Genomic DNA, 13265 nt, shown 5'->3' on the forward strand with positions numbered 1-13265 from the left:
CAATAGGGCTGAATTTGCGGTTAGGAACAAGTATTTTTTGAAGGGCGTCCCCTCGTGAACTGGCCCAGATTCACGGGAGCCAATCGAATCCAAAACACGACCCAGACATCGTGGACGGAGAAGTGGGAAACGCCACACCACCGTCGTTCACTTCCACCACGCTATCTCAACCCTTAACCGATCCAGTGACGAAGCCCGTTCAATGGCAGTGACGGACGAGGAGATCCCCTCCATCGATCATCCCCTCCTGAAGCCCGACTTCCTGGAGCGGCGGCTGTATCAGCTCCAGCTCGCGGGCACCGCGGCCGACGACGACACGCTCGTCTGTCTCCCGACGGGTCTCGGGAAGACGACCGTGAGCCTACTGGTGACCGCCCGACGGCTCGACGAAGTCGGCGGCACGTCGCTCATGCTCGCGCCGACGAAACCGCTCGTCCAGCAACACGCCGAGTTCTATCGCGAGGCGCTGCAGATCCCCGACGACGAGATCGTCGTCTTCACGGGCGAAGTGAGCCCGGACGACCGGCAGGCGCTGTGGGACGAGGCGACGATCGTCCTGGCGACGCCGCAGGTGATCGAGAACGACCTCGTCGGCAGTCGGATCTCGCTTTCAGACGTGACCCATCTCACCTTCGACGAGTGTCACCGCGCGACCGGCGACTACGCGTATAACTACATCGCCGAGCGCTACCACGCCGACGCTCGCGACCCGCTGGTGACCGGGATGTCGGCCTCGCCGGGCGGCGACGAAGAAGCGATCCTGGACGTCTGTGACAACCTCGGGCTGCAGGAGGTCGCGGTGATGACCCGCGAGGACGCCGACGTCGAGGAGTTCACCCACGACACCGACGTCGAGTGGGAGCGGATCGACCTCCCCGACGAGGTGCTCGAGATTCGCGACGCGTTGAACGAGGTGATCACCGACCGACTGGAGAAGCTGAAGGAACTCGGCGTCGCCTCCTCCACCCAGCCCGACCAGTCCCAGAAGGACCTGAACAAGATGCGCGCGGAGTTGCAGAAATTGATCAACAACGACCAGTCGGAGGGCTACAAGGGCATGTCCGCCCACGCGGAGGTGATGAAGCTCCGCCAGGCCGTGACGCTGGTGGAGACCCAGAGCGTCGAGGCCCTGCGACGGTACTTCGAACGCCAGCGCAACCAGGCTCGCTCCTCCGGTGCGTCGAAGGCGAGCCAGCGGCTGGTGTCCGACCCACGCGTGCGCGAGGCGATGCGCAAGGCCGAGAAGTTCGACGATCTGCACCCCAAGTACGCCAAAACGCGCATGCTGCTGGCCGAAACCCTCGGCCTGGAAGGTGGCGAACGAGTCATCGTCTTCACCGAATCGCGGGACACGGCGGAGGCGCTCACCGAGTTCCTCTCGGAGAGCTTCGACGCCCGGCGCTTCGTCGGCCAGGGCGACCGCGAGGGTTCCGACGGCATGACCCAGACCGAACAGCAGGACGCCCTGGAGGCCTTCCGCGCCGGCGAGTTCGAGGTGCTCGTCTCGACCTCCGTCGCGGAGGAGGGACTCGACGTGCCCGAGGTCGACCTCGTCCTGTTCTACGAACCCGTCCCGACGGCCATCCGCTCGATCCAGCGCAAGGGCCGGACCGGTCGGCAGTCGGAGGGACGCGTCGCCGTCCTGATGGCCGAGGACACCCGCGACGAGGCGTACTTCTGGATCTCACGCCGGCGCGAGAAGGAGATGGAATCCGAACTGCGCCAGTTGAAGAGCATGGCCGACGACCTCGCCGACGAACTCGACGACGCCCAGCACTCGCTCGCTGACTTCGATGGGGACGAATCACCGTCTGCCGGTGCTTCAGGCGAAGGCGAAGCCGGCGACAGCACTGGCACTCGGAATGACGGCAGTTCCAGTCGAAACGGAGGGGTCGACGAGCAGCCGGGCCTCCAGGATTTCGCGGCAGAAACTGACGAAGATTCGACCGACAACCCCCCTGTTTCAGGTGGAGAATCCGAATCGACCCCGGTGCCGTCGGGCGATTCTGACACAGTCGAAATCGTCGCCGACCAGCGTGAGATGGACGCGAACATCGCACGCGACCTCTCGAAACGCGACGACGCCGAGGTTCGACTGGAGACGCTATCGGTCGGCGACTACGTCTGTTCGGATCGCGTCGTGGTCGAGCGCAAGTCGACGGCGGACTTCGTCGACTCGCTGGTCGGCGGCGACCGGTCGGTCTTCGAGCAGGTCGGGGCGATGGCGCGCCACTACAGCCGGCCGGTCGTCGTGGTCGAGGGCGAGGGACTCTACGAACAGCGAGATATCCACCCGAACGCGATTCGGGGCGCACTCTCGAGTCTGGCCGTCGACTTCGGGGCGAGCGTCCTGCGAACTGAGAGCGAAGCCGACACGACCGAACTCCTGGCCGTCATCGCCGGGCGAGAGCAGGAGACCGCCGACCGCGAGGTCTCCGTCCACGGCGAGAAGCAGGACAAGACCCTCGGCGAACAACAGGAGTACGTCGTCTCCGCCATCGCCGAAATCGGCCCCGTGACGGCCCGAGCGCTGCTGGCCGAGTTCGGCACCGTCGAGGCCGTCATGACGGCCCGCGAGGACGACCTCCTGGAGGTCGAGGGCGTCGGTCCGGTGACGGCAGAACGCATCCGCGAGGTCGTCGGCAGCGAGTACACCGAGTAAACCGCCGCTGACGGCGTGGCTGGGGTGGTGGATTGTGGGGTGGCAGACCGAGCAAGCACACCCGCGGCAGGACGTGGTCGAGCGAATGGGCGTGTGGAAGCGAAAGCAAACGAGTGTGAGCACTGCCTGTGACGCTTCGACTCCCAGAGAAACATTCTGCGTACGAACCGGGAGGAACGCTTTTTCGAGCGAATTGTCATCGGGCTGGCGACACGGATTACCAGAATGAATGTCACTATGGCCTAAATTTATTCAACGGTATATGTTCAGTAGATTTATTGTATAGGAGTTTCTACATTCAGTTATGCATGGGCGTAACTGATAGCGATAACTGTCCCGAATGTGCCGGGCGACTTCGGATGGACGGCACTGAACTGTGCTGTGAGGAGTGTGGCCTCGTCGTCGCAGAGGACGCCATCGACCACGGCCCGGAGTGGCGCTCGTTCGAGGACGGACCGGATCGACGACGGACCGGCGCACCACTCACTCGATCGCGTCACGACCGCGGCCTCTCGACCGAAATCGGCTACGAGGCGCGTGGCCGCATCACCGGTCGAAAGCGCCGACAACTCGCCCGCCTTCGACGCGAACACGATCGGGCGCGGATCGCCACGAAGGCCGACAGCAACCGAGTCTGTGGATTCTCACAGATCAAGGGACTCGTCGATCGGCTCTCACTCCCGCTCGATGCACGAGAGCAGGCCTGCCGCCTCTTCGAATCGGCCCAGAACGACGGCCTCCTCCCGGGCCGATCGATCGAAGGCTTCGCCGCCGCCTGCGTCTACACCGTCGCCCGGACGCTCGAGGTTCCGCGAACGATCGACGAGGTCGTCGCCAACGCAAGCGCGACCGACGCCGAGCTCAAAGCGGCCTACGACGCGATGAACCGCGAGCTCGGACTCCCGACTGGACCCATCGAACCTACGACGTACGTCCCTCGATTCGCCTCCGAACTCGACCTCTCGACCGACGTCGAACGACTCGCCCGTTCGTTTATCGAGCGATTGGTGACCAACAACGCCATCGGCGGCCGCAACCCCTGCGGCGTCGCCGCCGCCTGCCTGTACGTGGCGGCGAAACGCCAGGGCTGCCCCGTCACACAGGCCGAAGCCGGCTCCGTCGCCGACGTCGCCCCGGTCACGATTCGCAAGACCGTCCAGACACTCTCAGAGCTATAGACCGAGCACACCAGATCGCCCAGCCAACCACAACGGCTTTTTCAGTGATATGCCAATCTAGTGTCATGCGCCGGTCCGTCTCTCCCCTGATCGAAGCCCTCATCCCGGTGATCGCCGTCGCGACGCTGCCGATCGGCACCCTCGCGCTCATCTTTCTGGATTCGTCGATCGGGCTCGCCATCTTCATCGTCGGCTGGTTCCTGCTCGTGCCGCTCCTCAGCGTGCTCTCCGGACTCAGCGACGAGGAGTGTGATGTCGAGACAGAAGCGCGAACGGACGACGTCGCCAGCGAGCGTCAAGACCCGCTCGAGACGCTTCGCGAGCGCTACGCCCGCGGCGAGATCGACGAAGCGGCGTTCGAACGCCGCGTCGACGACCTGCTTGACACGGACCCGAGGGAGACGGACAGTCGGGTGAGCGACCGATCGCGAGATCGGAACGTGGAATACGAGTAAAAACAGCCAGACGAAAGATCAGTCCGCGTTCGGGGAGCGACTACGTCGTCCGCAGGTGATCCGTTTTGGGCTCGTAAACCTCACCCTTCTGTTTGAGTTTCTCGATCTCGTGTTCGGCCTGGGACTCGTCCATGCCGATGTCTTCGGCGCGTTCTAGGACGACGTCGATCGGCGCGCCGTCGTCGTACTCCTCCTCGACGTCGCCGATGAGGGCCTTGATGTTCTTGATCCGGTCGCGCTGGGATTTCGAGCGACCGGCCTCGACGATGTCCGCGTCGAACTCGCCCGTCTCCGGGTCGACCCCGATGTCCTGAAGACTGTCTCGCGTGATCTTGATGATACGCTCTGCGTCCTCGCGACTGACAGTATCGGAGAGACGGATCCGCGCACTCGCTTCCGCGAGGCGGACGAGTGCCTCTAGCTGTCGGGCGGTGACCGGAACCGGCGCGTCTTCGTCGACGCCCTTCGAGCGGAGGTCGACGTAGAAGTCCTGGATCGCCTCGCGTGCCGCCTCAGTCATCCGTGGATGGCAGTTCTGTTTCGCGTAAGCGATGTACTTCCGGAGGAGATCGGCGTCGATCGCCGGGTCGACAGACTCGGTCATCTCCTCGATTTCGGCGGCGCTGACGTCGGTCGAGTTCATCTCCGCGCGCTGGGTCGTCAGCTCCCCCGCGTAGTTCGTCGTCAGGATGTGCTCGGCCAGGTTCGCGTCCTTCTCCTCGTCGGGCTGGTCCGTGACGGTGAAGATGAGGTCGAATCGCGAGATGAGCGCGGGTTCGAGATCGATCTGCTCGCCGATCGGTTCGTACTGGTCGAACCGGCCGTACTTCGGGTTCGCCGCGCCAAGCAGCGAACAGCGCGACTTGAGCGTCGCGTTGATCCCGGCCTTCGAGACGGAGATTTTCTGCTGCTCTAAGGCCTCGTGCATCGCCGATCGGTCGTCGGGAGCCATCTTGTCGAGCTCGTCGACCGCCGCGATCCCCTGATCGGCGAGGACCAGCGCACCGGCTTCGAGCGACCACTGATCGCCGTCGCCGAAGTCGTCGCGAACCGCGGCTGCCGTCAACCCGGCCGACGACGAACCCTTGCCGGAGGTGTAGACGGAACGGGGCGCGATATTTTGGATATACGACAGCATCTGCGATTTGCCAGTACCAGGGTCACCGATCAGCAGCATGTGGAGGTCGCCGCGGATGCGCGAGCCGTCGGGGAGGTGCTTGGTGACGCCGGAGAAGAGCTGGAGCATCATCGAGAGCTTCTCCTGGTCGTAGCCGAAGATCGAGGGGGCGATGGAGTCGACCATCGTGTCGTAGATATCATCGCGCTGTGAGAGACGGACGATCTCGGCTTTGTCTTCCTCGGTGATGTCCATGTCCTCGAACTGCTCTTCGTCGATCTCGACGGACATGCCATCCATGTAGAAGTCGAAGACGGGCGACTTGTCCTGGTCCGAGCCCTGCTGTTCGAGCCGGAGGACGCCGACGGCGGAGACGTGGTCGCCGGGGGTGACCTCGCCGGTGATGTCGTCCTCGATGTGGATGTCGATCGCCTGGGGCGTCTCACCACCGCGCAGTCCCTCGGGGCTCTCCTGGATGCGCAACTTCTGAGAGTCGATAAACTCTGACTGGTCGAAGTTCACCCGGAAGGGGCCCTGTCGCTCACAGCCCTGACACTCGTGGGGTTCCTGAAAGTCGCCGGTCGATTGGGGGACCCGCGTGAGAGTACCACAGAGTTGGCACTCGAACGCGGCCTCCTCCACTTTCGGGCGAACGTCCGTGGCCTTCCGGACGATGCCGCGGACCGCCACGAGCCGGTTCATGTGCTGTGACCTGATCTCGCGGATCTCGGGCGTCTCCGTCTCCGGAAGGTTCCTGATGCGGACGTGTGCGCGCCCGAGGCTCACGTCGATCGGCAGGTCGTACAGCCGCAGCGCCTCCTCTGCGTACTGGCGAAGCTGCTCGGGCTGGGCCAGGTAGTCGTCCGCCAGATCCGGGTTGTACCGGTGGACGTCGTCGAAATCGACGAAGAGCGAGCGCTGCTCGCCCGGGTAGCGCTGTGCGAGTTCCTTGATCTCCGCGTCGTAGTAGTTGCGGAAGAACTGCTCGAAGTCGTCGATGAGTTCCGCGTTCCCCGCTTGCGCCATTGCACTGGCCTAGGTCCCCCATCCGGTATAAACCCGCGTGAATCGAGGCGGTACTAGAGCGCGTGACAGTCACCGAGAGCACAAGCAGCACTCCCCGGCAGACGGACGGTCGGATCGGCGATGCACGGCCGGGACGACTCCGACGTGACGGGATCTGGCAACAGGCTTATATACGCGCCCGTCGGGAGTTCCCACCCATGAACGAGAAAACCGAGGAACTCCGGGACATCTTCACCGAGGTGACCGACGAGGAGGCGGTCACCGAATCGCAAGAGGCAGACCGGGGCTCGCTCGAACAGGACGAGCGAAGCGTCGACGAGCGCCTCAACGGTGTCATCGAACAGCTTCGCAACCGGTACACGTTCGACACCGCGCTCTCGACGGCGGAGCTCCGAACGGTCGCACGCGAGTTCTACGACGGGGCGAGTGACGACGCCATCGCCGGCGAGATCGGTGTCGATACCGACGAAGTCTTCGAAGCGAGGCTGGCGATGCACCTGACGCGAGACGACGCCGTCGAGGACGTCGATCTCGTGGCCCTGCGCGAACACGACGGGTCTGTCGAGACCATCGCCGACGAGTTCGACTGCGCCGTCGAGGACGTCGCCCGGTACCGGGCCATCGCAGAGGCCAACGCCGAGTCGCGGGCGGCCAACGACCGCTACCGTGACGAGTTCGACAGTATCCTCGCGGATACGGGAATTTCGACGCGCATGGCGAGCGACGTCCGGGAGGACGGCCTCGAAGACGCGACGGAAGGCATGGAAACCGACGTCTCCTTCTAGCCGGTTCACGACACCGACGCAACGCCGGGCCACGGGTGTCAAGCGTTGACGACGACAGTTGCGGCCGACGGTTTATATCGGAAGCCGCGGCCAGGACGGTCCATGGTGAGCGTGACGTTCAGCGATCTCAGGTCGGCGGCGTTCTGTCCGCGCCAGTGTTACTACGAGTGGGTCGACGACGACCGAGATCCGCCACCACACGTCGAGCGAGTCAGATCGCTCGCCTTCCGGTACGACGAGCTTCTCCGTGCGGATCGACTGTCACTCGCCGCCGAACCGATCGAAATCGATCCTGCAGTGTACCAGCGACAGCTGGCCGACGCGAAGACGCGCCACGATCGCTGGCGCGAGTGCTGTACCCCGGCGAGTCGGGAAGTCCTGGTCGACGGTCGTGACTGTCGCGGCATCGTTCACAAGGTGTTCGAGGCGCCGCTCGAACCGGTTATCGTCTCGACGGGCACGCCGCCCGATCGCGGTGTCTGGGAGAGTCACTCGATCGTCGCCGTCGCGGCGGCGAAGGCCCTCGCCTGGGAGCGCGAACAATCCGTCGAGTCGGCCTACGTCGAGTATCCAGCCGCCGCCGTGATCCGACGCATCGACCTCACGACCCGTCGGAAAGCCGCCTACCGGCGGACACTCCGGACCGTCCGCGAAATCGACGGCCCGCCGCCGCGGACGAACGACCGGTCGAAGTGTGACCACTGTGACTACGCCCACAAGTGCGGCGTCCGCACCCGAACACTGCGATCGCTGCTCGAACGACGATAGGGGCGACACGACGGTCGCTACTCGCATGACGGTGCGGCCAGAGAGAAGTACGAGATCGGCGACCGTCGTCAGTTCGCGGTGAGCCAGTGTTCGATGTCGTCGGCGCGTGCGCCACGACGGTGGATGGTGTCGGTGGCGACGTCGACCACCGTACTCTCGGTTCCGTCGGTCTCGCCGCCGTCCAAGACGACCGCCGCCTGCTCGCGGATCGAATCGTCGAGTTCGTCCGGACGACGGACGCTCGGTCGGCCACTCACGTTCGCACTCGTGGCCGTGATCGGCGTGCCGGCGCGTTCACAGAGGCGCAACGCGAGCGGGTGGTCGGGCACGCGGATTCCGACTCGGTCCCGACCGGCCGTGAGCACGTCCGGGACCGACGAGCGACGCGTACAGAGGACTGTGACCGGGCCGGGGAGGAACGTCGCCATGAATCGGCGTTCTCGGTCGGTCGCCCTGACGTGCTCGAGCGCCGAGGGGACGGAGGGGACGGCCATCGAGAGCGGCTTGTCTCGGTCCCTGCCTTTCGCCTCGAAGACGCGCTCGATCGCACTCGGATCGAGGGCGTCGGCGCCGAGACCGTACACCGTCTCGGTCGGGTAGACGACCAGCTCGCCGGCATCGATCGCGTCGGCGGCCGCACGAATCGGGGGCATGCCCGCTACTCCGGGGATTCGGGGCAAAAAAGTAGCGCTCGGACGGTTGGAAGTCCCGCATCGACGCGGCGAGACAGCGCCTCGGCTACCAGTCGGCGAGCACGGCCTCGAGTTCGTCGTAGTCGGGGAAGTCCGGCCACTCGGTGGCGACCCAGGCGTACTCGACGGTACGGTCCGCGTCGAGGACGAAGATCGCCGGACGCGGTTCGGTGATGCCGGTCATGCCGTCGAGGTCGTGGACCACGCCGTAGGTCTCGGCGACCGCGTTCGTCGGATCGCTGAAGACGCCGTACGGGAGGTCGTGGTCGCGCAGGAACGGAGCGAGTTCGTACGGACTCGAGATGGAGACGGCCAGGACGCTCGCCGAGGAGGCTACAGCCGTCGGTCGGTCGGCGTCGAGTGGCGTCGCTTCCTCGTCGGTTGTGGCCCTGTCGTCGGCTTCGTCTCCGTCCTCAGTCCGAGCTGGATCCGCGTCCGTCGCACTCACACCGATTCCCCGGTCACGAAGTTCGGTGAGCGTGTACTCGGCGGGAAATGCCCCGGCCATCGTCGTGAAGACGAGGACGGTCGGCGAGCCGGCAGTGTCGGCGAACGAGGCGTCGTGCCAACCGTCGTCGGCAACCAGCGGGCGCGTGAAGTCCGGGGCCGTCTCGCCAAGTGCGACGTGGTCGGTCGGACCGAGGTCGACGACGTCGAAGTCGACCATCAGGCACCACCCTCGCCGTACGTGCGTTCGAGGTAGGCGACGATGTTCTCACTCTCGGCCATCGTGACGCCGGTCGACTCGTCGACGATGACGGGGACCGTTCGCACGCCCGCGGCACGTTTGACCGCATTTCGCCGGGAGTGCAGCGGTTCGACGAAGTGAGAGTGGTAGTCGACGCCGAGGTCGTCGAGGACGCGAACGACTCGTTCACAGAACGGACAGCCCTGCAGGCGATAGAGCGTGATCGAGTCGGAAGCGGTGCTCGTCATATCACGACGTACGGAATCGCGTCCGAAAACGGTTGGCTTCCGGCACGGCTCGCCGGGACCGGCGACACCTCGTCGCTGGCAGGGTCACTGGTTCCGGAACGACATACGGGCGATGGCGCTCATTGGGACTCACTGGTGACGAGACGGCGTACGAGCAGGGAGTGGGTTTCCTCCCATAGCCCAGAATCGCCCGTATATCTGGAGGGTGAACGGCGAGCAGGTTGATTTCCCACATGACAAACGTTAATCGGGGGGAGTGCAAACTGCAGACAGCCAATGGTGCTTCGATCGCTGACAGGGGCAGTCCTCGCGGCGTACGAGATCCCGTTCGTCGGAGTCAGTCTGACCGAGTCGACGGTGACGATCCTCGGGAGCGTCGCGATCGTCGCCCTCTTGCTCGGTTCGGCGTTCTTCTCGTCGTCGGAGCTCGCGATGTTCTCGCTCCCGAAACACCGCATCGACGGCCTCGTCGAGGACGGCGTACCGGGCGCTGAACGAGTGAAAGCGTTGAAAGAGGACCCACACCGCTTGCTCGTGACGATTCTCGTCGGGAACAACATCGTCAACATCGCGATGTCCTCGATCGCGACGGCGGTGCTGTCGATCCACTTCGGTGGCCTCGTCGGCGTGTTGCTCGCGACGTTTGGGATCACCGCCATCGTCCTCCTCTTCGGCGAGAGTGCACCGAAATCCTACGCCGTCGAGCACCCCGAGTCCTGGTCGATCCGCGTCGCTGCTCCACTGAAAGCCACGGAGTACCTCTTGCTCCCGCTGGTCGTTCTCTTCGATTACCTCACTCGCTGGATCAACCAGCTGACCGGATCGAGCGGCGAGATCGAGTCGCCGTACGTCACGCGCGACGAGATCCAGGAGATGATCGAGTCGGGCGAGCGCGAGGGCGTCTTAGAAGAGGACGAACACGAGATGCTTCAGCGCATCTTCCGCTTCAACAACACCATCGTCAAGGAGGTAATGACGCCGCGACTCGACGTGACCGCCGTCACCGTCGACGACAGTATCGACGAGGCCATCGAGACCTGCATCCAGAGCGGACACGCTCGCATTCCCGTCTACGAGAACAGCCTGGACAACATCCTCGGCGTCGTCAACATCCGCGATCTGGTCCGCGATCGTAACTATGGAGAGACCGACGACGGCGACCTGACGATCAACGACGTCATCCAGCCGACGCTGCACGTCCCCGAGTCGAAGAACGTCGACGAGTTGTTGACCGAGATGCGCGAGAACCGCATGCACATGGCCATCGTCATCGACGAGTTCGGGACGACCGAGGGGCTAGTGACGATGGAGGACATGATCGAAGAGATCGTCGGCGAGATCTTAGAAGGCGGCGAAGACGAGCCGATCGAGACGGTCGACGACCGGACGATGATCGTCCGCGGCGAGGTCAACATCGAGGACGTCAACGAGGCCCTCGGCGTCGACCTCCCCGAGGGCGAGGAGTTCGAGACCATCGCCGGCTTCATCTTCAACCGCGCCGGTCGCCTCGTCGAAGAGGGCGAGTCGATCTGCTACGACGGGATCGATATCCGCGTCGAGCAGGTCGAGAACACGCGGATCATGAAAGCCAGGCTCAGAAAACCGGATCAGAACGAATCCGCGGACGGATCGGAATCGGAAGCAGATCCAGCCGTCGCAGAGAACGGCGACAGCGCCTGATCGCCGTCGAATCCGACGAGCGACTCGTTTCTGACGAACGGCTCGTTATCCGACGAGTGACTCGAGTTCGGTCGCGACTCGCTGTGGCAAGAGGAGGCGTCGCGGCCCGGGAATATACTCGTTATCCGGAGTTCGATAGCGGAGCCTGACGATCGCCGACCCCCCGATCGACCGCGTCGAGACGGCCGACAGCTGCTCCAGATCGATCGCGTCTTCGGGCTCGTAGAGGAAGAGGACGCCTTCGTCGGGGTCGAGGACGCCGGTCGAGCGCATGAAGACGGCAGCGAGGAGAAAGACGACCGAGAGCGGGATCGTCGCCGCGGCGAGCATCTCGCCGACGTTACCCACGATGAGCGTGTCGAAACCGGCGATGAGCGCGCCCACGAACACGGCACCGACGGCCGCGTCGATCCCGCGTTTGAGACGGGTGTCTGCCGCCTCGTCCGGCGTGTACTCGACGACGGGCAGGTAGCCGACGATGGTTGCGAGGCGCTGTGCCGAATTCCCCGCGATCGCGAGCGCCAGTACCGCCACGCCCGTCGCGACGAGTGCGCCGAGCAAGAGTACCTGCCCACCGACCTGGGCCGCGAGTCCGAGCAGGCGGCCGAAGACGATGAGGGCGAGTGCTCCGAACAGCGTTCCGACGCCGAGACTCCAGCAGACCCTGATCAGGGGAGAGGTGTCGGCATCACGATGCCACTGAATGCGAGCCGCCTCTGTCATACACTCACTCGCCGGCCGACGACAGTAGACCCTTCGGTCTCGCCGCGATCCTAGCCGACGACGAACTGGAACGCGCTGAAGCCGCCGAAGCCGACGGCGAGCGCCCCGAGAAAGGAGAGGATCCACGCGAGGATCGTAAAGCCGATCTTCCGGACGCTGACGCCCCCAGAGCCGGCTGCGGCGAACCCGCTGCCGATGATGGAGCTGACCACGATTTCGTTGAAGGAGACGGGGATACCGAACAGGACGGCGGCCTGAGCGAGAGCGAACGACGGGATGAGCGCCGCGATCGAACGGCGCGGACCGAGCGAGGAGTAGTCCTGCGAGATCGCCTTGATCATCCGAGGGGCGCCGGTCCACGAGCCGATCAACAGCCCCACGCCGCCGCCGGCGAGCAGGGCGACGAGCGGGAGGCCGACGTCCTCGCTCAAGGGGACGAGCGGACCGACCGCCAGCCCGACCTGACTGCCGCCGGCGGAGAAGGCGACGAGGCCGCCCATGACGAGGAGGAACCGACGTTCGGTTCTGAGGGGGTCTGCGCGCATGCCGATCGTGATCGGGACGGCCCAGAGCACTGCGACGGCGACCGTTACCAGTATCGGGCCGACTGCGGCGGGACCGGGGATCGGCTCCCCGGCCGCCGCGGCGATCGAGGCCGCGGCGGTCCCCTCACCGAGAACCGCGAACTCGATGTTGGCGACGATGACACCGACCAGCACCCCGAGCAGGGCGACGAGCGTCCGCTCGGAGATCGGCTCGTCACGCAACGACCGGGCGATGAGGTACGCGGCGAAGCCGCCGACGAACGGAGTGAGTATCCACATCGCCCCGATCTCGGTGTACTTCGCCCAGGCGGGATCGCCGCCCAGCGCCAGACCGACGCCGATCACCGAGCCGGTGGCCGTGAAGGCAGTCGCGATCGGGTAGCCGGTGAAGACCCCGGCTGCGACGAGAGCGGCAGCGATCGAGAGCGCGAGCGTCGCCGCCGCCGGCGAGAGTGAGACGCCGGCGATGAGATCCCGACCCATCGCCTCGGAGACGTTCTGTCCCTGGAGAATCGCCCCGGAGATGCCGAGCAACCCGACGAGAAAACCAGCTCGCATCACCGAAATCGCGTTCGCGCCGACCGCCGGTGCGAACGGTGTCGACCCGCTGGAGCCAGCACCGATCGACCAGGCCATGAAGAGGCTGGCGCCAGCGGCGACGAGGAACGTCCCCAGCGTGACGATGTCGACCATCTACT

Annotated in this window: 12 protein-coding genes; 6 read left to right on the forward strand and 6 right to left on the reverse strand. The window is 64.9% G+C overall.

Translation table 11 applies throughout. The features are described 5' to 3' along the window. The first annotated feature begins 202 nt into the window (after positions 1–202). The 3 genes from HALRU_RS15125 to HALRU_RS15135 all read left to right on the forward strand — a co-directional run bounded on the left by HALRU_RS15125 (position 203) and on the right by HALRU_RS15135 (position 4295). Positions 203–2662, forward strand: coding sequence for a DEAD/DEAH box helicase (locus tag HALRU_RS15125; protein ID WP_015302261.1), 2460 nt, complete (start codon positions 203–205; stop codon positions 2660–2662). A gap of 308 nt (positions 2663–2970) precedes the next feature. Beyond that, positions 2971–3840: a transcription initiation factor IIB gene (locus HALRU_RS15130; protein ID WP_015302262.1), complete on the forward strand. Its 870-nt coding sequence runs from the start codon at positions 2971–2973 to the stop codon at positions 3838–3840. 65 nt (positions 3841–3905) lie between these two features. Then, complete coding sequence (locus HALRU_RS15135; RefSeq protein WP_015302263.1) at positions 3906–4295, forward strand: SHOCT domain-containing protein; 390 nt, start codon at positions 3906–3908, stop codon at positions 4293–4295. A gap of 40 nt (positions 4296–4335) precedes the next feature. Here HALRU_RS15135 and HALRU_RS15140 read toward each other — a convergent pair whose 3' ends face one another. Further along, entirely contained in the window at positions 4336–6438 is a 2103-nt protein-coding gene (locus HALRU_RS15140) for a minichromosome maintenance protein MCM (protein WP_015302264.1), read from the reverse strand. A gap of 197 nt (positions 6439–6635) precedes the next feature. Here HALRU_RS15140 and HALRU_RS15145 point away from each other — a divergent pair, with 197 nt between their 5' ends. Further along, positions 6636–7223 carry a hypothetical protein gene (locus HALRU_RS15145; protein WP_015302265.1) on the forward strand — a complete coding sequence of 196 codons (588 nt, stop codon included), beginning with the start codon at positions 6636–6638 and terminating at the stop codon, positions 7221–7223. Between the two features lie 102 nt (positions 7224–7325). Next, positions 7326–7991 carry a CRISPR-associated protein Cas4 gene (locus HALRU_RS15150; protein ID WP_015302266.1) on the forward strand — a complete coding sequence of 222 codons (666 nt, stop codon included), beginning with the start codon at positions 7326–7328 and terminating at the stop codon, positions 7989–7991. A 68-nt stretch (positions 7992–8059) separates the two neighbouring features. Here the strand turns inward: HALRU_RS15150 and HALRU_RS15155 are convergent, their stop codons facing one another. The 3 genes from HALRU_RS15155 to HALRU_RS15165 all read right to left on the reverse strand — a co-directional run bounded on the left by HALRU_RS15155 (position 8060) and on the right by HALRU_RS15165 (position 9619). After that, positions 8060–8644 carry an L-threonylcarbamoyladenylate synthase gene (locus HALRU_RS15155; protein ID WP_015302267.1) on the reverse strand — a complete coding sequence of 195 codons (585 nt, stop codon included), beginning with the start codon at positions 8642–8644 and terminating at the stop codon, positions 8060–8062. Positions 8645–8729: 85 nt separating this feature from the next. Next, the gene (locus HALRU_RS15160; protein ID WP_015302268.1) at positions 8730–9350 is read right to left on the reverse strand and encodes a redoxin domain-containing protein; all 621 of its coding nucleotides are present in this window, start codon (positions 9348–9350) and stop codon (positions 8730–8732) included. Beyond that, positions 9350–9619, reverse strand: a complete 270-nt coding sequence (locus HALRU_RS15165) for a glutaredoxin family protein (RefSeq protein ID WP_007700986.1) — start codon at positions 9617–9619, stop codon at positions 9350–9352. The genes HALRU_RS15160 and HALRU_RS15165 overlap by 1 nt, the downstream gene beginning before the upstream one ends. Positions 9620–9895: 276 nt before the next feature. On the opposite strand from HALRU_RS15165, the gene HALRU_RS15170 reads away from it, so the two are divergent. After that, entirely contained in the window at positions 9896–11299 is a 1404-nt protein-coding gene (locus HALRU_RS15170; protein WP_015302269.1) for a hemolysin family protein, read from the forward strand. 45 nt (positions 11300–11344) lie between these two features. On the opposite strand, the gene HALRU_RS15175 is transcribed toward HALRU_RS15170, so the two are convergent. Both HALRU_RS15175 and HALRU_RS15180 read right to left on the reverse strand, forming a co-directional pair. Continuing rightward, the gene (locus HALRU_RS15175; protein ID WP_015302270.1) at positions 11345–12022 is read right to left on the reverse strand and encodes a hypothetical protein; all 678 of its coding nucleotides are present in this window, start codon (positions 12020–12022) and stop codon (positions 11345–11347) included. Positions 12023–12072: 50 nt separating this feature from the next. Next, positions 12073–13260 carry an inorganic phosphate transporter gene (locus HALRU_RS15180; protein WP_015302271.1) on the reverse strand — a complete coding sequence of 396 codons (1188 nt, stop codon included), beginning with the start codon at positions 13258–13260 and terminating at the stop codon, positions 12073–12075. Positions 13261–13265 lie beyond the last annotated feature (5 nt).

Origin of the sequence: Halovivax ruber XH-70, from assembly GCF_000328525.1 — an archaeon.
GTDB classification, from domain to species: domain Archaea; phylum Halobacteriota; class Halobacteria; order Halobacteriales; family Natrialbaceae; genus Halovivax; species Halovivax ruber.

Coding starts and splice junctions, on each gene's coding strand:
- HALRU_RS15125 (WP_015302261.1), top strand. CDS start 203: ATGGCAGTGACGGACGAGGAGATCCCCTCCATCGATCATCCCCTCCTG.
- HALRU_RS15130 (WP_015302262.1), top strand. CDS start 2,971: ATGGGCGTAACTGATAGCGATAACTGTCCCGAATGTGCCGGGCGACTT.
- HALRU_RS15135 (WP_015302263.1), top strand. CDS start 3,906: ATGCGCCGGTCCGTCTCTCCCCTGATCGAAGCCCTCATCCCGGTGATC.
- HALRU_RS15140 (WP_015302264.1), bottom strand. CDS start 6,438: ATGGCGCAAGCGGGGAACGCGGAACTCATCGACGACTTCGAGCAGTTC.
- HALRU_RS15145 (WP_015302265.1), top strand. CDS start 6,636: ATGAACGAGAAAACCGAGGAACTCCGGGACATCTTCACCGAGGTGACC.
- HALRU_RS15150 (WP_015302266.1), top strand. CDS start 7,326: ATGGTGAGCGTGACGTTCAGCGATCTCAGGTCGGCGGCGTTCTGTCCG.
- HALRU_RS15155 (WP_015302267.1), bottom strand. CDS start 8,644: ATGCCCCCGATTCGTGCGGCCGCCGACGCGATCGATGCCGGCGAGCTG.
- HALRU_RS15160 (WP_015302268.1), bottom strand. CDS start 9,350: ATGGTCGACTTCGACGTCGTCGACCTCGGTCCGACCGACCACGTCGCA.
- HALRU_RS15165 (WP_007700986.1), bottom strand. CDS start 9,619: ATGACGAGCACCGCTTCCGACTCGATCACGCTCTATCGCCTGCAGGGC.
- HALRU_RS15170 (WP_015302269.1), top strand. CDS start 9,896: ATGGTGCTTCGATCGCTGACAGGGGCAGTCCTCGCGGCGTACGAGATC.
- HALRU_RS15175 (WP_015302270.1), bottom strand. CDS start 12,022: ATGACAGAGGCGGCTCGCATTCAGTGGCATCGTGATGCCGACACCTCT.
- HALRU_RS15180 (WP_015302271.1), bottom strand. CDS start 13,260: ATGGTCGACATCGTCACGCTGGGGACGTTCCTCGTCGCCGCTGGCGCC.